Consider the following 23,093-nt stretch of genomic DNA (forward strand, 5'->3'; position numbering starts at 1 on the left):
ACTAGTGATGATGGTGGTGCGCCGTTTTTTCGTTTAGATCGCACTCAGAGCCGTGGCAGGGCTGGTATTCCATCTGTACCGTGGCGTGCTCAATCTGATACTCATGGGCCAGGAAGTGGAGAATGCGATGCAGCAGCGCATCGTGGTCGTGCGGTGGAATCACCTGTACGTGCAGGGTCATCAGCGGCTTCTCACCGACCAGCCAGATATGTACGTGGTGAACGTTGCGCACTTCGGGAATAGTGCGTGACAGGTTGCGCTTCAGCGCCGCGATATCCAGCGTTACCGGCGCGCCTTCCATCAGTTCATTCATACTCTCTTTCAGCAGCCGCCAGGCGCTGCGCAGTACCAGGCAGGAGACCAGCACCGACAGAATAGGGTCGATGGGCGTCCAGCCGGTCCACAATATCACCAGCGCGGCGGCGATAGCGCCAACGGAGCCTAACAGATCTCCCAAAACATGCAGCGCTGCGGCGCGCACATTCATATTGCGCTCTTCGCCTCCTCCGTGCAGCACCCAGAATGAGAACAGGTTAGCGAGCAATCCGGCAAAGGCGATAATCAGCATGGTTTTGCCCGCCACCGGCTGGGGGTTCTGGAAACGGACGATAGCTTCCCAGACGATAAAAATGGTAATGACCACCAGAGCGATGGCATTCACAAAGGCGGCGAGGGTGGTCAGACGTAGCCATCCGAAGGTATGTCGCCCGCTTGCCGGACGGCGGGCGAAATGAACCGCCAGTAACGCCACCAGCAGCGCTGCGGCATCGGTGAGCATATGCCCGGCATCAGCCAGCAGCGCCAGCGAACCGGAGATCAGACCGCCAATCACTTCGGCGACCATAAACAGCGCAGTGACGCTAAAAGCTATCAGCAGGCGCCGGGCGTTAGCGTCCTGAGGGCTGGCGGTTTGGGTATGAGAGTGAGCCATGGTTTTCACAGAAAATTCTGACAGGGTAACGCTATTATTGACTGTGGCAGAGGGATTTTAAAAGCATTATTGCGTCAGTTGTTATTGAGTTAAAAACAGGGGCACTCTGGTGCTGCCCCGCGAATATGATTGATTAGCCTTGTTCGTGGGGGCAGGGAGGCTGACCTTCTCCGCCGCACTTATGGCTTAAATGGAGTTCAGAGTCCGGGTTAGCGCTGGCGCCGGTTACCGGGTTGTGATGAGCGCTGCCTGCCAGTGCCGCGCCGCTACAGAGTGCGAGCACCATACCAAAAATAAGAGGGAGCGTTTTCTGCATTATCGTACTCCTGTCATCGAGTGGTTGAGCTATCCGCAGATACCAGAATATCCTGCGCCAATAATAGCGCATAATTCTTTATTTTCTTGGTGATTTAGCATTAACATATGAAAGTGTAGCTTTGTTTAACTCTCTGGCGATGTTTTTTTCTGTTTTTTTTATTCATTGATGAAATGATAAACCGTGCGTGTAAAACCCGGTTTACACCTTAGCCACGACGCGATAGATTGAAGGCATTGCAATAGCGCAAATTATCACGCTCCACTGGAATCAGCATGTATCAGAACGACGACTTACGAATCAAAGAGATCAATGAGCTTCTCCCTCCGGTTGCACTGTTAGAAAAATTTCCTGCCACTGCCAACGCCGCCAGTACGGTATCTGCTTCGCGTCAGGCTATCCATCAGATCCTGCACGGCCAGGACGATCGTCTGCTGGTGGTGATTGGGCCCTGCTCCATTCACGATCCAGCCGCTGCCAAAGAGTACGCCCAACGCCTGCTGGCGCTGCGCAACGAACTGTGCGGCGAGCTTGAGGTGGTGATGCGGGTCTATTTTGAAAAGCCGCGTACCACCGTGGGCTGGAAGGGGTTGATCAACGATCCCGGTATGGATAACAGCTTCCGCATCAACGACGGTCTGCGGATTGCGCGCCAGCTGCTGCTGGAGATCAACGACAGCGGTCTGCCGACAGCCGGTGAGTTTCTGGACATGATTACGCCGCAGTATCTGGCGGATCTGATGAGCTGGGGCGCCATTGGCGCACGCACCACCGAATCTCAGGTTCACCGCGAGCTGGCCTCAGGCCTTTCCTGCCCGGTGGGCTTTAAGAACGGTACTGACGGTACGATTAAAGTGGCTATCGACGCCATTAACGCCGCCAGCGCGCCGCACTGCTTCCTGTCGGTCACCAAGTGGGGACACTCCGCTATCGTTAACACCAGCGGTAACGATGACTGCCATATTATTCTGCGCGGCGGCAAAGAGCCGAACTACAGCGCGCAGCACGTGGCGGAAGTGAAGCAGGGGCTGGAAAAATCTGGCCTGGAAGCGCGGGTGATGATCGATTTCAGCCACGCTAACTCCTGCAAGCAGTTCCAGAAGCAGATGGAAGTGGGGGCCGATGTCTGTTCCCAGATAGCTCACGGCGAAGATGCTATTGTCGGCGTGATGGTAGAAAGCCATCTGGTGGAAGGCAACCAGAGCCTGGAAAGCGGCGAGCCGCTGACTTACGGTAAGAGCGTGACCGATGCCTGCATTGGCTGGGACGATACCGACGCGCTGCTGCGCCAGCTGGCTGCGGCGGTGAAGGCGCGTCGCGGTTAATGCGACTGCAATAAAAAAAGCGTGGTTCACACCACGCTTTTTTGTGCCCGGGGTTCTGGAATTACTTCGCTTTACCCTGGTTGGCGACGGCCGCGGCTTTCGCTGCGATCTCATCCGCATCGCCCAGATAGTAGCGCTTGAGCGGCTTGAAGTTTTCGTCGAACTCGTACACCAGCGGTACGCCGGTCGGGATGTTCAGTTCCAGAATCTCATCTTCGCTCAGCTTATCCAGATACTTCACCAGCGCGCGCAGTGAGTTACCGTGGGCGGCAATGATAATACGCTCACCGCTCTTCAGGCGCGGCAGAATAGTCTCTTCCCAGTAGGGAACCACGCGGTCGATGGTCAGCGCCAGGCTTTCGGTCAGCGGCAGCTCCTTTTCGCTCAGCTTCGCGTAGCGCGGGTCGTGGCCCGGATAGCGATCGTCGTCTTTGGTCAGCTCCGGCGGGGTGACCGCAAAGCCGCGACGCCACTGCTTAACCTGATCGTCGCCGTACTTTTCGGCGGTTTCCGCTTTGTTCAGACCCTGCAGGGCGCCGTAGTGACGCTCGTTCAGTTTCCAGGACTTCTCTACCGGCAGCCAGTCCTGATCCAGCTGGTCCAGAATGCTCCACAGCGTATGGATGGCACGTTTCAGCACGGAGGTATACGCAAAGTCGAAGCTGTAGCCTTCTTTCTTCAGCAGTTCACCGGCGGCTTTGGCTTCGCCTTTGCCTTTCTCGGACAGATCCACGTCGTACCATCCGGTAAAGCGGTTTTCCTGGTTCCACTGACTTTCACCGTGACGAACCAGAACCAGCTTAGTAACAGCCATAGTTTTACTCCTCATAAACCCGATCGATGCAGATTAATTGATAACGATTCTCATTATATTGCCACAGGGGCAATAACAGCAATGCCTGACCTTTAACATAGCGAAACCCGGCCGTGAATGTAAGGCAGATGTGACGGAGGCGTTGTTTTTTTAGCGGAACTGGCGCAAAACCAGGCGGAAATGCCCCCCAGAGGAGGGCATACAGAAATCAGCAGGGGGTGAATTGATAGACGGTCAGACTGCGATAAGTCTGGCCCGGGCGCAGTATCACATCCGGCTGCGGCCATTCCGGATGATTGGGGCTGTCCGGCAGGAATTCGCTCTCCAGCGCCACGCCCTGGTAGTTGGCATACTCGCCCTGCTCACGGGCAGGGGTTCCGGCCAGGAAGTTGCCGGAATAGAGCTGGAGCGCCGGCGCGCTGGTGTAGACCGTCATCTGCAGTTTACCGTCAGAAGACCAGAGATGCGCTGCGGGCTGAGCCTCATCTCCACGGGCATTCAGCAGGAAGGCGTGATCGTAGCCGCCCACTTTTTGCTGACAGTCATCGTTCAGAAAGTCCTGGCCGATAGCCTTACGGCTGCGGAAATCGAAGCCGGTATCGGTCACTGCGCGCAGAGCCTGGTCAGGAATACCGGCCGCATTGACCGGCAGGTACTGATCGGCCAGCAGTTGCAGCTCGTGGCGGCGGATATCGTTCTGTTCACCGTCAAGATTGAAGTAGGCGTGGTTGGTCAGGTTCACCGGACAGGGCTTATCCACCTCGGCGCGATAGGTGATCTCCAGTCGGTTATCCTCGGTCAACTGATAGAGCACGGTGGCGCACAGCTTGCCGGGAAAACCCTGATCGCCGTTCGGTGATGTCAGGCTGTAGAGCACCTCCTGCTCGTTCTGGCGATCGATCATCCAGCGCTGTTTGTCGAAGCCCTGCGGCCCGCCATGGAGTTGGTGTTCGTCCTGGCTGGGGGTCAGACTGACTTCATTGCCGTCAAGCCAAAAGCGGCTGTTGGCGATGCGATTGGCGTAGCGACCAATGCTGGCGCCCAGAAAGGCGCTCTGTTGTAGATAATCTTCCGGGCTGGCGCAGCCCAGCAGGGTTTCACGTACGCTGCCATCCGGCATCGGCACCCGGCAGGAGAGCAGGGTTGCGCCCCAGTCGGTGACGGTCACCACCATACCGGCCACGTTGCGCAGAGTCGAAATACGCCAGGGTTGGCCATCCGGCGCCAGTTGTGGAGTCTCTTTTAGCATAATCCCGCTCCTTCCGAGGCTTTGCAGACATAGAACGTCTCTTTGATACCGGTGCGGGCGTGGTAGCTATCGGCCACCGCCTGCTGTACTTCAGAGACCAGCTCTTCCGGGACCAGCGCCACTACGCAGCCGCCGAAGCCGCCGCCGGTCATACGCACGCCGCCACGTTCGCCGATGGTCTGTTTAACTATCTCTACCAGGGTATCGATCTGCGGCACGGTGATTTCAAAGTCGTCACGCATCGAGGCATGGGATTCGGCCATCAGTTCGCCCATGCGCTTAAGATCGCCGCGCGCCAGAGCGTCGGCTGCTTCAACGGTGCGGGCGTTTTCGGTCAGGACGTGACGTACGCGTTTGGCAACCAGCGGATCCAGCTCGTTGGCCACTGCATTAAACTGCTCCAGAGAGACATCGCGCAGCGCCTTCTGCTGGAAGAAGCGGGCGCCGGTTTCGCACTGTTCGCGACGGGTGTTGTATTCGCTGCCGACCAGGGTGCGCTTAAAGTTACTGTTGATAATCACTACCGCCACGCCCTGGGGCATCGGCACCGCTTTGCTGCCAAGGGAGCGGCAGTCGATCAGCAACGCATGGTCTTTCTTGCCCAGCGCCGAGATCAGTTGATCCATAATGCCGCAGTTACAGCCGACAAACTGGTTTTCCGCCTCCTGGCCGTTCAGCGCCAGCTGGGCGCCATCCAGAGCCAGATGGTACAACTGCTGGAACACCTTGCCGACCGCCACTTCCAGCGATGCGGAAGAGCTCAGACCCGCGCCCTGGGGAACGTTGCCGCTAATCACCAGATCGGCACCGCCAAAGCTGGCGTCGCGCTGCTGCAGATGTTTCACCACGCCGCGCACGTAGTTAGACCACTGCTGGCTGTCGTGAGCGAGAATAGGGGCATCCAGCGAAAACTCATCGCGCTGGTTATCGTAATCGGCGGCAATCACCCGCACCGTACGGTCATCGCGCGGCGCGCAGCTAATTACCGTCTGGTAATCGATGGCGCAGGGCAGTACGAAGCCGTCATTGTAGTCGGTATGTTCGCCAATCAGGTTGACGCGACCCGGAGCCTGGATGATATGGGTGGCAGGGTAGCCAAACTGTTCGGTAAACAGGGTACGGGTTTTTTCTTTCAGGTCCATTATTGTTCTCCGGATTCGCGGAAATGCACATCGCTGACCGCACGCAGTTTTTCTGCGGCCTGTTCGGCGGTTAAATCACGCTGGGTTTCCGCCAGCATCTCGTAGCCCACCATAAACTTACGCACCGTAGCGGAGCGCAGCAGGGGCGGATAAAAATGGGCGTGCAGCTGCCAGTGGGCATTCTCCTCGCCGTTAAAGGGGGCGCCGTGCCAGCCCATAGAGTAGGGGAACGAGCACTGGAACAGGTTATCGTAGCGGCTGGTCAGTTTTTTCAGCGCCAGTGCCAAATCCTGGCTTTGGGCCTGCGTGAGGTCGGTAATGCGCCGGACCTGTGCCTTTGGCAGCAGCAGGGTTTCGAACGGCCAGGCCGCCCACCAGGGCACGACCGCCAGCCAGTGTTCGGTTTCGACTACCGTCCGTTTGCCGTCCGCCAGTTCGCGCCGGGCGTAGTCAAGAAGCATTGGCGAGCCGTGTTCGGCATAGTAAGCGCGCTGATTGTCGTCTTCGCGGGCCGCCTCGTTAGGCAGGAAGCTGTTAGCCCATACCTGACCATGGGGGTGCGGGTTAGAGCAGCCCATGGCCGCGCCCTTATTTTCAAATACCTGCACCCAGGGGTAGTGCTGACCCAGTTCGGCGGTTTGCGCCTGCCAGGTTTTCACCACCTCCTCCAGCGCCGCCAGTGGCAGTTCGGGCAGGGTTTTACTGTGATCCGGTGAAAAGCAGATCACCCGGCTGGTGCCCCGGGCGCTCTGCAGGCGCATCAGCGGGTCGCTATTCGCCGGTGCCTCGGGGGTGTCGGTCATCAGTGCCGCAAAGTCGTTAGTGAAAACGTAAGTCCCGGTGTAGTCCGGATTTTTGTCCCCGGTGACCCGCGTGTTACCCGGGCACAGGTAACAGTCGGGATCGTGCTGCGGCAGCGTCTGTTTGGCGGGGATCTCCTGCGCCCCCTGCCAGGGACGCTTAGCGCGATGGGGAGAAACCAGGATCCACTGCCCCGTCAGGGGGTTGTAGCGGCGATGTGGATGATCGACCGGGTTAAATTGCGGCATGATGATGATGTCCTTAGTCCGGGTAGCCCTGAGGATGGCGTGACTGCCAGCGCCAGGTGTCCTGCGCCATTTCGTCCAGAGAGCGAGTGACGCGCCAGTTGAGTTCTTTGTCGGCTTTGGTGGCATCGGCCCAGTAGGCGGGCAGATCGCCGTCGCGGCGCGGTGCGAAGTGATAGTTCACCGGTTTTCCGCAGGCCTTACTGAAGGCATTGACCACATCCAGTACGCTGCTGCCGACGCCAGCGCCGAGGTTATAGATATGAACCCCCGCTTTGCCTGCCAGTTTTTCCATAGCGGCCACGTGGCCATCGGCCAGATCCATCACGTGGATATAGTCGCGCACGCCGGTGCCGTCTTCGGTGGGGTAGTCATTACCGAAGATCGCCAGAGATTCGCGGCGCCCGACCGCCACCTGGGCGATGTAGGGCATCAGGTTGTTGGGGATCCCCTGAGGGTCTTCGCCCATATCGCCTGACGGATGGGCACCGACCGGATTGAAGTAGCGCAGCAGGGCGATACTCATATCGGGAACGGCTTTCTGAACGTCGGTCAGGATCTGTTCGACCATCAGCTTGCTGCGGCCGTAGGGGCTTGCCGGATGGCCGGTGGGGAAGCTTTCCACATAAGGGATCTTTGGCTGATCGCCATAGACGGTGGCAGAGGAGCTGAAAATGAAGTTGGTGACGCCCGCGGCTTTCATGGCGCTGACCAGTTTCAGGGTACCGGTAACGTTATTGTCGTAGTACTCCAGCGGCTTCTGGACCGATTCACCCACCGCCTTTAGGCCTGCGAAGTGAATAACGGCTTCAATGCCGTGGTCGTGGAAAACCGTGGTCAGTAACGCTTCGTCGCGGATGTCGCCGTCGATAAACAGCGGCGTTTTTCCGCCAAGGCGCTCGATGACCGGCAGTACGCTGCGCTTGCTGTTGCAGAGATTATCCAGAATCACCACATCGTGACCCTGCAGCAGCAGTTGTACGCAGGTATGGCTGCCGATGTAACCGCTACCACCTGTTACCAGAACTTTCATTTTTTGCTCCATTAGGCTTGGGTTATGAACTAACCATAGCATACCAGAAGGGGCAAAAGTGTGACATGGGCTAAATTAGTGGAATCGTTTACACAGCGATAAGCCTGTCGATGACCGGAAAAAAAGCATTATAAATCAATATCGGAACAGGGCTATTACGGCAAGTCTTAAATATTTGGAACAGGGCGGAGGGGGCTTCCCCTCCGCAGCGGTTACAGTGTGTCCTGCTGGTAGCGGTAACCGTCGCCGTCGGGCACAAAGCTCAGGCGATGGGTGATACAGGCTGGCGCATCTTCGGCATGGTGCGAGACGAACAGTAACTGGGTTTCCCCTTCGCCGATCAGAATATCCACAAAGCGGCGCACCAGTTGGCGGTTAAGGGGATCCAGCCCCTGTAGCGGCTCATCCAGAATCAGCAGCGTTGGGTGTTTCACCAGGGCTCTGGCGATCAGCACCAGTCGCTGCTGGCCCCAGGAGAGGCTATGGAATGGGGCATTGGCCATGTCGTTATCCATACCCAGCAGGGCCAGCCACTCGCGGGCCAGTTTGTGCTGGCGGTCCGATGCGGCCTGGTAGAGACCGATGGAGTCATACCAGCCGGAAAGCACCACGGTCAGTACCGAAGCGCTGACCCGATACTCCAGGTGCAGGCTGCTGCTGACGTAGCCGATATGCTGTTTGATATCCCAGATAGTTTCACCGCTGCCGCGTCGGCGGCCAAACAGCGTCAGATCGTTGCTGTAGCCCTGGGGATGATCGCCGGTAATCAGGCTGAGCAGAGTCGATTTCCCGGCGCCGTTCGGGCCGATTATCTGCCAGTGCTCGCGCGGGTTCACCGTCCAGTCCAGGTGGTTGATAATCGGGCGATCGTTATATGAAACCACCCCATCGCGCAGGATAATCCGTGGCGCATCGCCGGGGAGCGCCGGGTGTTCTGTAGGATCATCTTTTTCCGGTAGTTGGGTGTCGCTTATTTTTTCGCTCCAGGCTAGCTGGGCGATAAGCGCCCGCTCCAGCAACTGCGCCCGGGGGCCAACGTCATTCAGGGTACAGTCGGCCAGCACGCCAGCGTGCTCTACGAACGGGGGAATATCGTCGAAACGGTTGAGGATTAGCACCAGGGTGTAGCCATGGCCGTTAAGCTCCGCCAGCAAATCCGCCAGCTGCTGGCGTGATGCAACATCCAGGCCGTCGAACGGCTCATCGAACACCAGAAGATCTGGCTGAGCCATCAGCGCCCGGCACAGCAGGGTCTTACGGGTTTCGCCGGTGGAAAGATATTTAAAGCGCCTGTCCAGCAGATGGTCAATGCCGAAGCGGCTGGCCAGCTCCCGGGCGCGGGCATCGTCGTGAATCTCGTCCTGGATAATCTCCAGGGCGGTGCGACCGGTATCTTCTTCACCCGGCCCCAGCAGGTCGGTGTTATTGCGCTGCCACTCATCGCTGACCAGCTTTTGTAGCTGTTCGAAAGAAAGACGTACGGTGCGGGTGAAATCCGACTGGTAGTGGCCTGAAAGAAGGGGCTGCTCGCCAGAAAGCGCTCTGGCGAGGGAGGATTTGCCGCTACCGTTAGTGCCGACGAAAGCCCAGCTTTCGCCAGCATGCAGGCGGAGATCGGTAATAGACAGAGTCCGGGTGTCGCTAAGGTGAAACGTGCCTTGCGAAATTTGCAACAAAGACATCTTATATCCCATTTCTTGCAGTAATTAACGACAGGGATACGTGTTGTGGCGCTTAAAGTCAATGTTTGAGTGGAGAGCGGGCGCCGGAATGTTTCTGATACCGTATTTCATGAAGCGACGACCCATTCATGGCGATCGCTATTCTACTGAAGTTTGGTCTGAAAAAGTCTGGCCTTTATCCCGTCTCCTCCTCTATACCCACTCTAAATATAAGGTCATAATAATTTACCCCTGACAGGGACGACAATATATCAACAAACATCGACAACAACGGGAAACACTATGACACCACAACAAGAAGAAACTGCGGTAAACCCGCTTAAACCAGAACGGGCCGGAATTAAAGGATACCTGGCTTTTTTTCTGACGATTATTTTCTTTTCTGGCATTTTTTCCGCCAGCGATGGCTGGTGGCGCGTTTTTGATTTTACCGTGCTTAATGGTTCATTTGGCCATATCGACAACGGGATCGGCCAGGGGAGCGTGACCTTTCGCGGTTCCGGTGGTGCTGGCGCAAAAGACGGCTTTCTTTTCGCGCTGGAACTGGCGCCGTCTGTCATTCTTTCACTGGGGATCATTTCTGTCACCGATGGCCTGGGAGGGCTGCGTGCTGCGCAACAGCTTATGACCCCCATACTCCATCCTTTGCTTGGCATTCCGGGCATTTGCTCGCTGGCGCTGATTGCAAACCTGCAAAATACGGATGCTGCCGCGGGGATGACGAAAGAGCTGGCCCAGGAGGGGGAAATTACGGAACGGGATAAGGTGATTTTCGCGGCTTACCAGACCAGCGGCAGCGCCATCATTACCAACTATTTCTCTTCAGGTGCGGCAGTCTTTGCTTATCTGGGGACTTCCGTCATCGTACCGTTAGCGGTGATTCTGGTGTTTAAATTTATTGGCGCCAATTTGTTGCGTATATGGATCAATTTCGAAGAACGTCGCCAGCCGGTACAGGGGGAGCCTTCATGACGACCCAGACCCGAAAAAATATTATGGATATGTTTATTGAAGGCGCACGTCGCGGCTTCACGATTGCCACTACCAACCTGTTACCCAATGTCGTGATGGCGTTTGTCATTATTCAGGCGTTAAAAATTACCGGTTTGCTTGACTGGGTGGGACTGGTCTGTCAGCCCATTATGGCGTTCTGGGGGCTTCCCGGCGTTGCGGCGACGGTACTGCTGGCCTCCCTGATGAGTATGGGAGGGGCTGTGGGCGTATCCGCAAGTCTGGTCGTTGCCGGTACGCTGAGTGGTCACGATGTGACAGTCCTGCTGCCTGCCATTTATCTGATGGGCAATCCAGTACAGAACGTTGGCCGCTGTCTGGGGACCGCCGAAGTGAATGCAAGATATTATCCGCACATTATCACGGTCTGCGTCATCAATGCGCTGCTGTCGATGTGGGTTATGCAACTTATTGTTTAGTAAGGAATGATTATGCCTGATCTCTCCACGGCAAATTTTATGCTATTGCAGGGGGCGCATCTGTTTGCCCCAGAAGACCGGGGTATTTGTGATGTTTTACTCGCTGGTGGCAGGATTTTATCCATTGATACGGATATCCCCGCTGGCATTGTGCCTGACTGCACGGTCATTCCCCTCCACGGGCAGATCCTGTGTCCGGGATTTATCGATCAGCATGTTCATCTGATTGGCGGAGGGGGGGAAGCCGGGCCGACAACGCGCACGCCGGAAGTTTCCCTGAGTCGTTTGACGGAAGCCGGGATCACGACGGTCGTCGGCCTGCTTGGCACTGACTCCGTGACCCGCCATCCGGAGTCTCTGTTGGCAAAAACCCGCGCGTTAAATGAAGAGGGTATTACCGCCTGGATGTTAACGGGAGCGTATCATGTTCCGTCACCGACCATTACCGGTTCGGTGGAAAAAGATGTGACGTTAATCGATCGTGTTATTGGGGTGAAATGCGCGGTTTCTGACCATCGTTCAGCGGCGGCAAGCGATGAGCTGTTAGCCAGTATGGCGGCTGAAGCTCGTGTTGGGGGATTACTGGGGGGGAAAGCCGGAGTCAGTGTCTTCCATATGGGAAACAGCAAAAAGGGGCTTAAGCCGATTTACCACGTTCTGGAAAATAGCGATGTGCCCATTGGCAAGCTGCTTCCCACCCACGTTAATCGCAATGAAGCTCTGTTCGAACAGGCGCTGGAGTTTGCGCTTAAAGGGGGGACTATTGATATCACCAGCGGAATTCCCGGCCCGGTAACGCCTGCAGATGGCATTATTCGCGCCGTTAAAGCGAATATACCGCTGTCCCGCGTTACGCTTAGCTCCGACGGTAATGGCAGTCAGCCGATCTTTGATGCCGGGGGGAATCTGACGGGAATCGGCGTCGCGGGATTTGAAAGTCTGCTCAATACCCTGCGTGAGCTGGTTATTGAGCGTGGACTCTCTCTGGCGGATGCGCTACGTCCTCTGACGACCAGCGTGGCGGGTTTCCTCGGCCTTGTGGGAAAAGGGGAAGTCGCCGTCGGCAATGATGCCGATCTGCTGGTGTTGACGCCGGAGCTACGGATTGATCAGGTTTACGCCCGGGGTAAACGTATGGTCATCCACGGTAAAGCCTGCGTGAAAGGGACTTTTGAGGCTGTATAAGCCGTTGCCCGCCCCATTCGGGGGTGGGCAATACTTTCTGTAGAGGCGTCAGCACAGCGTAGCGATGATCACCTTATCGGCGTTAAAAAATGCTGTTACCTCTTCCCCTTCCTGAAGCTGCTCTTGCGCCACCCGGGCGTTGGGCAGGGTGGCGCACAGCGTCTGTCCGCCAGGCAGGGTGATAAGCGCTTCGGTCTGCTGGGGGCCCTGTTCCATACTGCTCAGGATGCCGGTCAGGCAGTTGTCGGCAGAGGCTGCCTCCTGTGGCTCTCGCGTGACTTCAATCCATGGCGCTTTAATCAGCACCAGCACCTCTTTACCGGTCTCCAGCCCCAGTCGTTCTCCGCTGCGGTGAGTGATCGCGGCGTTAATACGGGTCTTACCATCGGCCAGCAGAATAGCGACATGCTGCTGAATCTGTTGATGGTCGCGGTGTAGCACGGTGCCGAATAGCTGGTTACGGGCGCTGGTTTGCAGTGAAAAGCGTGAAATGGCGGCCAGCAGGCTGTCCAGCGGCAGGGCATCGTCACGCAGTACGTCGAAGGCTTTCTGCTGAATCTGAGCCAGCAGATCGTAAAGCTGCAACAGGCGCTTACCCCGGGAAGTCAGTAGCGCGCCGCCGCCGCCGCGTCCGCCGGTCGCCCGCTCAACCAGCAGTTCGTCGCTAAGCTGATTCATCTCATTAATGGCATCCCAGGCGCTTTTGTAACTGATACCGGCGAGTTTCGCTCCCTGGCTTATCGAACCGGTGTTATCGATCTGCTTCAGTAACGCAATGCGCCGCGGGTCGGCGAACAGCCGTTGCTGGAGTTTCAGCGTTAACAGAATTTCAGCCTGCATAACCTTGTATCCCGATGGGTAAAAGACCATTGTCGCCGATTGGCTTCGGTGGGGCAATTGGCACAAAAGGCAATACCTTTTCTATAAATACCGTTAGAATGGCCACTCACGATATGCTGGAGGCAACCATGTTTGAATTGATTAAAAGCCTGGCGTTCGCTGTTATCATGGTGCCCGTGGTGATGGCTGTCATTCTGGGTCTGATCTACGGTCTTGGAGAAGTGTTTAACATCCTTTCCGCCGTGGGTCACCGCGACGGCTCTTCAAAGCAGAAAAACGCCTGATTTCTCCCAATGCCCGGTTCTTCCGGGCATTATCTTATTCTCGCTCAAGTAAAGTTCAAAAGTGCCGATATCCCCTCTTTGAAAAGCATAGCGCTGTCGCTATATTGACTCCTACATAGCGAAACAGTGGAGAATAACATGGCAATTTCATGGGTACGCCTGGCGCTGGGCGCGGCATTAACCATCGGTGTGGCGGGCCAAAGCGTGGCCGCCGAAAAAATCACGGTCTTTGCGGCAGCGTCTCTGACTAACGCCCTGCAGGATATCGCAGCGCAATATCAGAAAGAGAAGAAGGTGGCGGTCGTGGCCTCTTTCGCCTCCTCCTCGACCCTGGCGCGCCAGATTGAAGCGGGGGCGCCTGCGGACCTCTTTATTTCCGCCGACCAGAAATGGATGGACTACGCGGTAGAGAAAGGCACAATTGATACTGCGACCCGTAGCACGCTGCTGAGTAACAGTCTGGTGGTGGTGGCGCCAAAGGCAAGCGATCGGGCGCCGTTTACGGTGAATGATAAGACCGACTGGGTTAAGCTGCTGGACGGCGGTCGTCTGGCGACCGGCAACCCGGATCACGTGCCGGCAGGCATCTATGCTAAAGAGGCGCTGACCCATCTGGGCGCCTGGCAGGCCCTTGAGCCGAAACTGGCTCCGGCGGAAGACGTGCGTGGCGCGCTGGCGCTGGTAGAGCGCCGTGAAGCGCCGTTGGGTATCGTCTATGGCTCCGATGCCGTCGCCAGCAAAGGGGTTAAGGTGGTGGCGACTTTCCCGGAAGAGAGCCATAAAAAGGTCGAGTACCCGATGGCGGACGTAAAGGGACATAAAAACGCCAGCGTTGAAGGCTTCCGCAAATACCTGAAGGGGCCCGAGGCGTCGGCAATCTTTAAACGTTATGGATTTACAACCCGTTCATGATTTTAAGCGATCCCGAATGGCAGGCGCTGCTATTAAGCCTGCGAGTCTCTTTTCTGGCGGTGTTATTCAGCCTCCCGTTCGGGATTCTGTTCGCCTGGATTCTGGTGCGTTGCCGCTTCCCGGGCAAGGCGCTGCTCGATGGCATCATTCACCTGCCGCTGGTATTGCCGCCGGTGGTGGTCGGCTATCTGCTGCTGGTGGTAATGGGGCGTCACGGTCCGGTGGGCAGCATCCTCTGGGAATGGTTCGGCATCAGCTTTGCCTTTAGCTGGCGCGGCGCGGCGCTGGCTGCGGCGGTGATGTCGTTTCCGCTAATGGTGCGGGCGATCCGGCTGGCGCTGGAAGGGGTGGATATGCGCCTCGAACAGGCGGCGCGTACCCTGGGGGCCGGGCGCTGGCGGGTGTTCTGCACCATTACCCTGCCTTTGACCCTGCCGGGGATTATCGTCGGTACCGTTCTGGCTTTCGCCCGTTCGCTGGGAGAGTTCGGCGCTACCATCACTTTTGTCTCCAATATTCCGGGGGAAACCCGAACCCTGCCATCTGCCATGTACACCCTGATTCAGACCCCGGGAGGGGAGGGTGCCGCTGCGCGTCTGTGCATCATCGCTATTGTGCTGGCGCTGGTTTCGCTACTGGTTTCTGAGTGGCTGGCGCGCCGTAGTCGGCAGCGGATGGGAGGATAGCCATGCTGGAACTCGATTTCGTACAAACCCTTGGCAGCCACCGGTTACAGGTGAATGAAAGCCTGCCCGGCGCGGGGATTACCGCCATATTCGGCGTGTCCGGCGCCGGTAAAACCTCTCTGATTAACGCGATAAGCGGCCTGACCCGCCCCCAGTTGGGGCGCATTGTGCTGAATGGCCGGGTACTGAGCGACTGTGATAACGGCATTTTCCTGGCGCCGGAAAAGCGGCGTATCGGCTATGTCTTTCAGGATGCCCGCCTGTTTCCTCACTACCGGGTGCGGGGCAACCTGCGCTACGGCATGGCGAAAAGCATGGCCGGGCAGTTCGATAAGCTGGTAGCGCTACTGGGCATTGAGCCGTTGCTTGAACGCTTTCCCTGGTCGCTGTCCGGCGGTGAAAAGCAGCGGGTCGCTATTGGTCGGGCGCTGCTGACAGCGCCGGAGCTGCTGCTGCTGGATGAGCCGCTGGCTTCGCTGGATATCCCACGCAAGCGCGAGCTGCTGCCTTATTTGCAGCGTCTGGCTCAGGAAATCCACATTCCGATGCTCTACGTCAGCCACTCGCTGGAAGAGATTCTGCATCTGGCCGATAAAGTGCTGGTGCTGGATAACGGCGAGGTCAGGGCCTTTGGCTCCCTGGAAGAGGTATGGAGCAGCCCGGTCATGCATCCCTGGCTACCCAGGGAGCAGCAGAGCAGCGTGCTGAACGTGAAGGTGCTGGAACACCATGCGCACTACGCCATGACCGCCCTGGCGCTGGGCGATCGCCTGCTATGGGTGAATCGCCTGGAGTTGCCCCCGGGCAGCCCGCTGCGTATTCGCATTAACGCGCAGGACGTTTCGCTGACGCTCCGGCACCCGGAAGGCAGCAGCATTCGCAACATTCTGGCCGCGCGGGTGGAGGAGTGCTACGAAGAAGAAGGTCAGGTGGAAGTGATGCTGAGCGTGGGCGCCCACCGTCTGTGGGCGCGTATCAGCCCCTGGGCCAGGGACGAACTGGATGTCCAGCCGGGGCAGTGGCTCCACGCTCAGATCAAGAGCGTTTCGATTACAGCAGGTAGCGGCGGATAGCGTCGGCGATGCTGTTCTCTTCATTGGTGCCGATGGTGATATCGGCACGCGCCTTAATGGCGTCATCGGCATTGCCCATGGCGAAGCCGATGCCGGCAGGCTCCAGCATACTTAAATCGTTATAGTTATCGCCGAAGGCCACCACCTGGTCCATGGTCATTCCCTGGGACTCCACCCACTGCGCCAGACGTTTGCCTTTACTGTTTCCCGCCTGGGCCACGTCGACCTGATCGTGCCATGACCATTCGCAGGCAAGATTCAGCTCGCCTTCCAGTAGCGCGGTAGTTTCCTGCAACCGGGAAATACTTTCGCCAGTCAGGGCGAATTTCCAGATAGCTTGCGCAGAGCGGGCGGCATCGCGCAGCGAATCAACCTGGCGGAAGGTGGGGCGCTGATCTTCCGGTAGCGACAGGGCCCAGTTGCGGGTGCGTTCCACGTGGCCGGTGGGCGTTTCATACAGCATCTCATCATCCACGTACATCAGGCCATGGATCTGCTGAGATTCCAGCAGATCGAGGGTGGCCAGCGCCTGGCTGGCGCTGAGCGGATCGGCGGCCAGTACCCGCTTAGCCGGATAATCATACAGATAGGTGCCGTTACAGCAGATGGCCGGGGTAGTCAGTTCCAGCGCCCGATAAAAGGGGTGAATGGCAACGTGGTGACGGCCAGTGACGATCAGCACCTGATAGCCCGCCTGCCGGGCCTGCTGTAGCGCTTCCAGCGAAGCGGGAAGAATGGTTTTCTGCGGCGTCAGCAGGGTGCCATCAAGATCGAGCGCGATAATTCGCCTGGTCATAGGAATTCCATGTGTTCGGGAAGCAGAGGCCGCCAGTATGACATACCCGGGTGCCGCTGTGTTATATGGCGCACAGGCGGAAAAACACTCAGAGAGGCGAGTGATAGCAGCACCCCGCATCAGGATATGCTAATTTGTTGATTTGCTATCGCGTAATCCCTGTAGAAGGTGCTCGTTATGAAACAAACTGTCTATATCGCCAGCCCTGAAAGCCATCAGATTCACGTCTGGCGTCTGGAGGATGGCGGCAGTCTGAAGCTGTTGCAGGTGGTGGATGCGCCAGGGCAGGTTCAGCCCATGGTGGTCAGCCCGGATAAAGGCTGGCTCTATGTTGGGGTACGCCCGGAGTTTCGGGTTGTTGCCTACCGGATTGCGCCGGACGACGGCACTCTGAGCGAAGCCGGGGAAGCGCCGCTTCCGGGCAGCCCGACCCATCTGTCCACCGATCATGAAGGGCGCTTCCTGTTCTGCGCCTCTTACAATGCGGGCTGTGTCAGCGTCACTCCCCTGAAAGACGGCCACCCTCAGCCGGTTATCGATAAAGTCGAAGGGCTGGATGGCTGTCATTCCGCCAATATCTCACCGGATAACCGCACCCTGTGGGTTCCGACACTGAAGCAGGACCGCATCTGCCTGTTTACCCTGAGCGATGACGGCTACCTGGCGCCTCAGGAGCCTGCGGAGGTGATGACCGTGGAAGGGGCCGGGCCGCGCCATATGGCGTTCCACCCTAACCGTCAGTACGCCTATTGCGTGAACGAACTGAATGGCACCGTGGATGTCTGGGAATTGCGCGATCCGAACGGTGAGATCGAGTGCGTGCAGACTCTGGATATGATGCCGCCGGACTTTGCCGACACCCGCTGGGCCGCGGATATCCATATTACCCCGGACGGCCGTCATCTCTACGCCTGCGACCGTACTGCCAGCATTATCACGGTCTTTAGCGTATCGGAAGATGGCAGTGTGCTGTCGGTAGAAGGCTACCAGCCTACTGAAACCCAGCCGCGCGGCTTTAATATCGACCACAGCGGTAAATATGTGATTGCGGCAGGACAGCAGTCGCACCATATCGCCGTTTACCAGATCGAAGGCGAGCAGGGGCTGCTGAAAGAGCAGAGCCGTTATGCGGTAGGTCAGGGACCGATGTGGGTCACGATTAACGCGTTTTAAAAAGTGGCGTTGTACGGTCTGAGGAGAAGACCGTACAACGAGTATTTTTTTATGAGGGTGTACAGGAATAAATAAATGTATTCACATAATCGGGACAAAGATGAATTTGAGCGTAAGAGTAACGAGCTGACAAGGCTTGCACTTGATGTAAAATCAAAACACCTTTTTTATCTTTCTTCTGATTTTTACTCCGAAATTCAAATAATGATAGATTGAGTGAAACGCGATATTGAGATGAATTGCCTTACTTATAAAGGTGGGCTTGAGCTCATTATCATGCAGATAGAACATTTGAGGGAGCAAGATTCTTTATTAACCCTGGATGAAATAAAAACCTATTATGTAGTAAAAAAAGAGCCGAAAGAGAGCCCTCGGGAGCGTTTTGTTAAAATTACTTTAGCTCAGGTAGGTTTTGTTTCAGGGGACGCTCAAGTTTTTGGTGGTATGGGTGTATGTGCAGCCTCTCTTGGAGCTGCTTGCGCTGCATACGGTGTCCCCATGATGATTCAGGGGACTAATAATACCTACGAGAATGGTTACTATCTTTTGTTCCGAGAGAGTAAATAAGGCATCGTAAAAGATGCCTATCGTTATGTAGCATCGCAATTGGGATACGGTCATCGGGAGGCTGATTTTATATATGGAGGAGTTGATGTAATCTTGACTGGCTATGGCGCTTTTCGTAATGTGCTTTTGCCCAGAGAAAAACCCTGGAGCCTGTTTCGCCATGTCAGAATTGATTATATTCGTGGTTGGCAGGATGCCACTAAAGTTTCTCTGGGGGTTGATAGTTTAGGTACAGTGGGTACCGGATGGCAAATGTATACCTTATATAAGGAGAAAAAACAATGAGCTATGAAGATATTGTAATATCTCAATCAATTTTGCCTCCAGTTTTCTATCACCTGATATCAATTGTGTTTTTTTTCTTTTTGCTTTACGGAAAGTCGTTGGTAACCCGAAAGAAAAACAGGATGATATTTATCCTTTATACATTATTTGTTATTTTTTCTGCTTCAGTACAGTTTGCTTTGTTTACTCATGGAACAAAGTTTGCGCAAGGATTTTTACATATCAATCTTAATGTTGATGCATATGATTCAATTTGGTATGGCGCTCTTTTTTATGCATTGGCTTATCTGTTTGCTATGCCTCGAAATATATTCGTTAAATATGTTTAACTATATTAAAACAAAGGCGCCATATCCGGCGCCTCTGTTATTTTAGCGATTACTCGCTACCTTCACCGCTGTTCTGGTATTCCCACAGTCGGTTAAAGTTAGGATCGTTCAGATCGCGTTTGATATTACCGTCGTCGTCAGCGCCTTCCCCGGCGTTACCGGCCCAGGCGCGGCCAGATTCGGCGGCGTCGCCCCAGGGCTGGTCGCGGTTAAAGCCGGCGTTGATGGTGCTGTTGCGGATAACGACCTGACCGTTGGACTTGCCGCCCAGGTCCCATGAACGACCCAGTTGTGCCACACCCTCGCCATCGGCGGTGAGGCGGCTGTTTTCCACCAGGAACCCGTAGTACATATTGGCCTGAGTTGCCGGTGCGAACACCCACCCCTGTTTCTGGGTACGGGAGTTCACCAGCCGGAAGTCGGTGTTATCGAACACGACCGCGCCGCGGCCCGCCACCATATCGACATCCCCTTCAATATAGCTATTGGTGACCAGAGTGCGGGTCAGGCGGTTATCCATCATCCGGTTGTTCAGGTCGCTGTTGGTGACCAGCAGGGTATTCTGACGACCGAGAATATTGACGTGGTCGATCTGTACTTTATCGCCATCGCTGCGCAGCGCTACCGCCCGGTGATCGCCTTCGCCTACGGCATCACCCAGGGTGTTCTGAATGGTCAGGTTTTTCAGCTGCAGGCCGTTGTTCTGCGACCAGAACACGGCGGAACACATAATGCCGACGTTGCCTTCGCGGCGGTTCTGGCAGTTGTCGAACATATACCAGGCCGGTTTGCCGGGCATATATTTACCGCCGGGGTTGACCGCGTGGCGCCAGGTGATGGCATCAATCTCGGAATCCAGGGACATACCAATCTTCACATCAGCGGGATTATTGCCGGTGCCGTAAAGGGTCAGGCTACCGGAGCCCGCCGGAATATAGACGGTGCCGCTATATTCGCCGGGCTGGATGGCAATGTACTGACGGCGGCTGGAATGTTTCGCCATCGCGGCATCCACCGCGGCCTGAATGCTGGTATGGGTCACCCCTTCACCGTTCGCCTGGCCAACCACGAAGTCAGGGGACTGAGGGATGGCGATACCGGGCGGAGACCAGGGGGCTGAATCCGGTGATATATCAGAGAAGTAGCGCTGCTGGGTAAAGTTCTTTGCTTCCCCGGCGGAAAGAATGGGGCGCGCCTGGCTGCCCGGCGCTTCCTGGTTGGAGCTGGTGCCGGAAGAACTACAGGCGCTCAGCGTTACGCCAACGGCCAGCGCCAGCGCCAGGCGGGATAGCGAAAAGGTTTTCAAGGGTTGCTCCTTGCTTACAGGTGACGAATAACTTTCCTGCCTGGTGTCGGTCCGCAACTACGGGGGAGGGCAGGATTCATTATCAGAAACCTGCCTTTTTATACTAACTTGAGCGAAACGGGAAGCCGATTTTAGCGCTGTCCCCTGGAATGGCGCTAAATGTACCGGGCGGTCAGGCTTGCCTGGCCCAGAGAATGGAAGTGAACGTTAAAGCCCACCATGGCGCCGCTGGCGTTTTCATCCACCTCGATGGCCGGGACATCCAGCGCGTGAACGGTAAAAATGTAGCGGTGGCTTTCACCCGCAGGCGGTGCCGCGCCGCCGTAGCCCGCAGTGCCAAAGTCGGTGCGGGTCTGAATCGCGCCCTGGGGCAGCGTGGCCGAACCAGACCCGACGCCGCGCGGCAGCTCGCGGACATCGGCTGGCAGATTGGCCACCACCCAGTGCCACCAGCCGGAACCGGTAGGCGCATCGGGGTCAAAACAGGTTACTACAAAGCTTTTAGTGCCGTCCGGTACCTCATCCCACGCAAGATGGGGAGAGAGATTCTCGCCGCTGTAGCCCATGCCGTTGAAGACGTGGCGTTCCGGCAGCTTTGCGCCGTCGTTAATATCCTCACTCGTGAGTTCCATGTGGGCTCCTTGTTACAATCAGAGTTTTAATAACTTTAGTAGCTCTTGTGCGGCAGCGACTGAAGAGGCCGGGTTCTGCCCGGTCACCAGATGGCCGTCAGCGATGGCGAAAGCCCCCCAGTCGTCGGTGCGTTCAAACAGGCCGCCTGCCTGTTTTAACGCATCTTCCACCAGAAAGGGAACCACCTGGCTCAGGCCGACCGCCTCTTCTTCGCTGTTGGTGAAACCGGTGACGCGCTTACCTTCCACCAGCGGCGAGCCGTCGGGCTTACGCGCCCTGTACAGCACGCCGGGGGCGTGGCAGACGGCTGCGACCGGTTTGCCCGCCGCCCAGAACTGCTCAATCAGGGCGAGAGAGTCGGGATCCTGGGCCAGGTCCCAGAGCGGGCCGTGGCCACCGGGATAAAATACGGCATCATAGTCCTGGGGGCGAATAGCATTCAGCTTGCGGGTACCTGCCAGGGCGGCTTTAGCTTCCTGGTCGGCACGAAAGCGGCGGGTATCTTCGGTTTGGGAATCCGGCTCGTCGCTTTTGGGATCGAGCGGCGGCTGACCGCCTGCGGGAGAGGCCAGAGTAATCGCCAGTCCGGCGTCAAGAAAGACGTAGAAGGGGGCGGCAAACTCTTCCAGCCAGAAGCCGGTCTTTTTGCCGGTATCCCCCAGTTTATCGTGCGAGGTCAGCACCATAAGTATTTTCATTGTGTCCTCCCGGTTGATGACGACTGCCTGAAGTGTAGTGCATCCGCCGGGAGTGAGTGCCTTAGCGCTGGAAAAGCGCTGGCTGACGCAGCGCCGCGGCTATCGCGTCTGTCAGGCGGGTAAGCTGCTCCGGGGTGATGACATAGGGGGGCATCAGGTAGATCAGGCGTCCGAAGGGGCGGATCCAGACGCCGGCTTCCACAAAGAAGCGCTGTAGCGCCGCCATATTGGCCGGGGAGTGGGTCTCTACCACGCCAATGGCGCCAAGCACCCGCACGTCTGCCACTTCCGGCTCATCGCATAGCGGCAGCAGGGCCTGACGCAACTGCGTCTCGATAGCCGCCACCTGACTCTGCCAGTCGCCCTGTTCCAGCAGCGCCAGGCTTTCACAGGCTACCGCACAGGCCAGCGGATTGCCCATAAAGGTGGGGCCGTGCATAAAGCAGCCTGCCTCGCCGTTGCTGATGGTTTCCGCCACGTGACGGGTGGTCAGGGTGGCGGAAAGCGTCATGGTGCCGCCGGTCAACGCTTTGCCCAGGCACAGAATATCGGCGCTGATATCGGCATGTTCGCAGGCAAACAGCTTACCGGTACGCCCGAAGCCGGTGGCGATTTCGTCGGCAATCAGCAGTATTCCTTCGCGGTCGCACAGGCGGCGAATCTGACGCAGCAGTTCGGGGTGCCACATCCGCATGCCGCCTGCGCCCTGGACTACCGGCTCCAGAATGACGGCGGCAATCTCATGGCGATGGGCGGCCATCAGGCGGGCGAATGCCGCCAGATCGCGCTCGTCCCATTCGCCGTCGAAGCGGCTCTGGGGCGCCGGGGCAAACAGATTTTCCGGCAGATAGCCGCGCCACAGGCTGTGCATCGAATTATCCGGGTCGCAGACCGACATCGCCCCAAAAGTGTCGCCATGGTAGCCGTTACGCAGGGTGAGGAAGCGTTGACGCGACTCGCCCTTCGCCTGCCAGTACTGAAGCGCCATTTTCATCGCCACTTCCACCGCCACCGAACCGGAATCCGCCAGGAAAACGCACTCCAGCGCGTCGGGCGTCATCGCCACCAGGCGGCGGCACAGATCCACCGCCGCCGGGTGGGTAATGCCCCCAAACATCACGTGGGACATCTGCGCCATCTGGTGCTCAAGGGCGGCATTGAGCCGCGGGTGATTGTAGCCGTGAATCGCGGCCCACCAGGAGGACATGCCATCCACCAGCCGTTCGCCGCTGGCAAGCTCCAGCTCGCAACCCCGGGCGGCGACAACGGGCCAGGTGGGCAGCGGCTGGCTCATGGAGGTGTAGGGGTGCCAGATATGCTGGCGGTCGAATTCGAGATCGGCAGGGGTCATAAGCAAA

At 57.1% G+C, this 23,093-nt stretch carries 24 protein-coding genes and 1 pseudogene; 11 read left to right on the plus strand and 14 right to left on the minus strand.

Annotated elements, in window-relative coordinates; translation table 11 throughout:
* Window position 1: 1 nt before the first annotated feature.
* Window positions 2–931: a CDF family zinc transporter ZitB gene (zitB, locus tag SCU88_RS08000; protein ID WP_175339966.1), complete on the minus strand. Its 930-nt coding sequence runs from the start codon at window positions 929–931 to the stop codon at window positions 2–4.
* A gap of 133 nt (window positions 932–1,064) precedes the next feature.
* Complete coding sequence (locus SCU88_RS08005; RefSeq protein ID WP_138096479.1) at window positions 1,065–1,247, minus strand: hypothetical protein; 183 nt, start codon at window positions 1,245–1,247, stop codon at window positions 1,065–1,067.
* A gap of 275 nt (window positions 1,248–1,522) precedes the next feature.
* On the opposite strand from SCU88_RS08005, the gene aroG reads away from it, so the two are divergent.
* Window positions 1,523–2,572 (plus strand): 3-deoxy-7-phosphoheptulonate synthase AroG, encoded by a 1,050-nt coding sequence (gene aroG / locus SCU88_RS08010; RefSeq protein WP_138096480.1) that lies wholly within the window; start codon window positions 1,523–1,525, stop codon window positions 2,570–2,572.
* 61 nt (window positions 2,573–2,633) lie between these two features.
* Here aroG and gpmA read toward each other — a convergent pair whose 3' ends face one another.
* From gpmA to modF, 6 genes are all read right to left on the minus strand, one after another.
* Window positions 2,634–3,386, minus strand: a complete 753-nt coding sequence (gene gpmA / locus SCU88_RS08015) for a 2,3-diphosphoglycerate-dependent phosphoglycerate mutase (protein ID WP_175339691.1) — start codon at window positions 3,384–3,386, stop codon at window positions 2,634–2,636.
* A gap of 208 nt (window positions 3,387–3,594) precedes the next feature.
* Window positions 3,595–4,635, minus strand: coding sequence for a galactose-1-epimerase (gene galM, locus SCU88_RS08020; RefSeq protein WP_175339692.1), 1,041 nt, complete (start codon window positions 4,633–4,635; stop codon window positions 3,595–3,597).
* The gene (galK, locus tag SCU88_RS08025; protein WP_175339693.1) at window positions 4,629–5,777 is read right to left on the minus strand and encodes a galactokinase; all 1,149 of its coding nucleotides are present in this window, start codon (window positions 5,775–5,777) and stop codon (window positions 4,629–4,631) included. The genes galM and galK overlap by 7 nt, the downstream gene beginning before the upstream one ends.
* Window positions 5,777–6,826 (minus strand): galactose-1-phosphate uridylyltransferase, encoded by a 1,050-nt coding sequence (gene galT, locus SCU88_RS08030; protein ID WP_175339694.1) that lies wholly within the window; start codon window positions 6,824–6,826, stop codon window positions 5,777–5,779. Before galT ends, galK begins: the two co-directional genes overlap by 1 nt.
* 13 nt (window positions 6,827–6,839) lie before the next feature.
* Window positions 6,840–7,856 carry a UDP-glucose 4-epimerase GalE gene (galE, locus tag SCU88_RS08035; RefSeq protein ID WP_175339695.1) on the minus strand — a complete coding sequence of 339 codons (1,017 nt, stop codon included), beginning with the start codon at window positions 7,854–7,856 and terminating at the stop codon, window positions 6,840–6,842.
* A 212-nt stretch (window positions 7,857–8,068) separates the two neighbouring features.
* On the minus strand, window positions 8,069–9,538 hold the full coding sequence (gene modF / locus SCU88_RS08040) for a molybdate ABC transporter ATP-binding protein ModF (protein WP_175339696.1): 1,470 nt from the start codon (window positions 9,536–9,538) through the stop codon (window positions 8,069–8,071).
* 282 nt (window positions 9,539–9,820) lie between these two features.
* On the opposite strand from modF, the gene SCU88_RS08045 reads away from it, so the two are divergent.
* The 3 genes from SCU88_RS08045 to iadA are packed head-to-tail and all read left to right on the plus strand — an operon-like array spanning window position 9,821 to window position 12,153.
* Window positions 9,821–10,510, plus strand: a complete 690-nt coding sequence (locus tag SCU88_RS08045; protein WP_138096487.1) for a nucleoside recognition domain-containing protein — start codon at window positions 9,821–9,823, stop codon at window positions 10,508–10,510.
* Window positions 10,507–10,968: a nucleoside recognition domain-containing protein gene (locus SCU88_RS08050; protein WP_175339697.1), complete on the plus strand. Its 462-nt coding sequence runs from the start codon at window positions 10,507–10,509 to the stop codon at window positions 10,966–10,968. Before SCU88_RS08045 ends, SCU88_RS08050 begins: the two co-directional genes overlap by 4 nt.
* A 12-nt stretch (window positions 10,969–10,980) precedes the next feature.
* Window positions 10,981–12,153, plus strand: coding sequence for a beta-aspartyl-peptidase (gene iadA / locus SCU88_RS08055; RefSeq protein ID WP_175339698.1), 1,173 nt, complete (start codon window positions 10,981–10,983; stop codon window positions 12,151–12,153).
* Window positions 12,154–12,201: 48 nt separating this feature from the next.
* Here iadA and modE read toward each other — a convergent pair whose 3' ends face one another.
* On the minus strand, window positions 12,202–12,993 hold the full coding sequence (gene modE, locus SCU88_RS08060; protein ID WP_138096490.1) for a molybdenum-dependent transcriptional regulator: 792 nt from the start codon (window positions 12,991–12,993) through the stop codon (window positions 12,202–12,204).
* Between the two features lie 128 nt (window positions 12,994–13,121).
* On the opposite strand from modE, the gene SCU88_RS08065 reads away from it, so the two are divergent.
* The 4 genes from SCU88_RS08065 to modC all read left to right on the plus strand — a co-directional run bounded on the left by SCU88_RS08065 (window position 13,122) and on the right by modC (window position 15,948).
* Complete coding sequence (locus SCU88_RS08065) at window positions 13,122–13,277, plus strand: AcrZ family multidrug efflux pump-associated protein (protein ID WP_175339699.1); 156 nt, start codon at window positions 13,122–13,124, stop codon at window positions 13,275–13,277.
* A gap of 138 nt (window positions 13,278–13,415) precedes the next feature.
* The gene (modA, locus tag SCU88_RS08070) at window positions 13,416–14,189 is read left to right on the plus strand and encodes a molybdate ABC transporter substrate-binding protein (protein WP_175339700.1); all 774 of its coding nucleotides are present in this window, start codon (window positions 13,416–13,418) and stop codon (window positions 14,187–14,189) included.
* Window positions 14,186–14,875 (plus strand): molybdate ABC transporter permease subunit, encoded by a 690-nt coding sequence (gene modB, locus SCU88_RS08075; RefSeq protein WP_138096493.1) that lies wholly within the window; start codon window positions 14,186–14,188, stop codon window positions 14,873–14,875. The genes modA and modB overlap by 4 nt, the downstream gene beginning before the upstream one ends.
* Before the next feature lie 2 nt (window positions 14,876–14,877).
* The gene (modC, locus tag SCU88_RS08080; RefSeq protein WP_138096494.1) at window positions 14,878–15,948 is read left to right on the plus strand and encodes a molybdenum ABC transporter ATP-binding protein ModC; all 1,071 of its coding nucleotides are present in this window, start codon (window positions 14,878–14,880) and stop codon (window positions 15,946–15,948) included.
* Here modC and SCU88_RS08085 read toward each other — a convergent pair.
* On the minus strand, window positions 15,926–16,744 hold the full coding sequence (locus SCU88_RS08085) for a pyridoxal phosphatase (protein WP_138096495.1): 819 nt from the start codon (window positions 16,742–16,744) through the stop codon (window positions 15,926–15,928). The two genes, modC and SCU88_RS08085, sit on opposite strands and share 23 nt — an antisense overlap.
* 177 nt (window positions 16,745–16,921) lie before the next feature.
* Between SCU88_RS08085 and pgl the strand changes: the two genes are divergently transcribed.
* The 3 genes and pseudogenes from pgl (at window position 16,922) to SCU88_RS08100 (ending at window position 19,098) form a co-directional block, all read left to right on the plus strand.
* Window positions 16,922–17,917, plus strand: a complete 996-nt coding sequence (gene pgl, locus SCU88_RS08090) for a 6-phosphogluconolactonase (protein WP_138096496.1) — start codon at window positions 16,922–16,924, stop codon at window positions 17,915–17,917.
* Between the two features lie 276 nt (window positions 17,918–18,193).
* Window positions 18,194–18,769 (plus strand): annotated as a pseudogene (locus SCU88_RS08095) (DUF4225 domain-containing protein).
* Window positions 18,766–19,098 carry a hypothetical protein gene (locus SCU88_RS08100; RefSeq protein ID WP_175339701.1) on the plus strand — a complete coding sequence of 111 codons (333 nt, stop codon included), beginning with the start codon at window positions 18,766–18,768 and terminating at the stop codon, window positions 19,096–19,098. Before SCU88_RS08095 ends, SCU88_RS08100 begins: the two are co-directional and overlap by 4 nt.
* Before the next feature lie 49 nt (window positions 19,099–19,147).
* Here the strand turns inward: SCU88_RS08100 and SCU88_RS08105 are convergent, their stop codons facing one another.
* The 4 genes from SCU88_RS08105 to bioA form a co-directional block, all read right to left on the minus strand.
* Window positions 19,148–20,404, minus strand: a complete 1,257-nt coding sequence (locus SCU88_RS08105; RefSeq protein WP_175339702.1) for a putative acyl-CoA thioester hydrolase — start codon at window positions 20,402–20,404, stop codon at window positions 19,148–19,150.
* Window positions 20,405–20,559: 155 nt separating this feature from the next.
* Window positions 20,560–21,036 carry a kinase inhibitor gene (locus SCU88_RS08110; RefSeq protein ID WP_138096499.1) on the minus strand — a complete coding sequence of 159 codons (477 nt, stop codon included), beginning with the start codon at window positions 21,034–21,036 and terminating at the stop codon, window positions 20,560–20,562.
* 18 nt (window positions 21,037–21,054) lie between these two features.
* Window positions 21,055–21,735: a type 1 glutamine amidotransferase domain-containing protein gene (locus tag SCU88_RS08115; RefSeq protein WP_138096500.1), complete on the minus strand. Its 681-nt coding sequence runs from the start codon at window positions 21,733–21,735 to the stop codon at window positions 21,055–21,057.
* Between the two features lie 61 nt (window positions 21,736–21,796).
* Window positions 21,797–23,086 carry an adenosylmethionine--8-amino-7-oxononanoate transaminase gene (bioA, locus tag SCU88_RS08120; RefSeq protein ID WP_175339703.1) on the minus strand — a complete coding sequence of 430 codons (1,290 nt, stop codon included), beginning with the start codon at window positions 23,084–23,086 and terminating at the stop codon, window positions 21,797–21,799.
* Window positions 23,087–23,093: the final 7 nt, after the last annotated feature.

Origin of the sequence: Jejuibacter sp. L23 (assembly GCF_050815825.1) — a bacterium.
Taxonomy (GTDB): domain Bacteria; phylum Pseudomonadota; class Gammaproteobacteria; order Enterobacterales; family Enterobacteriaceae; genus Jejubacter; species Jejubacter calystegiae.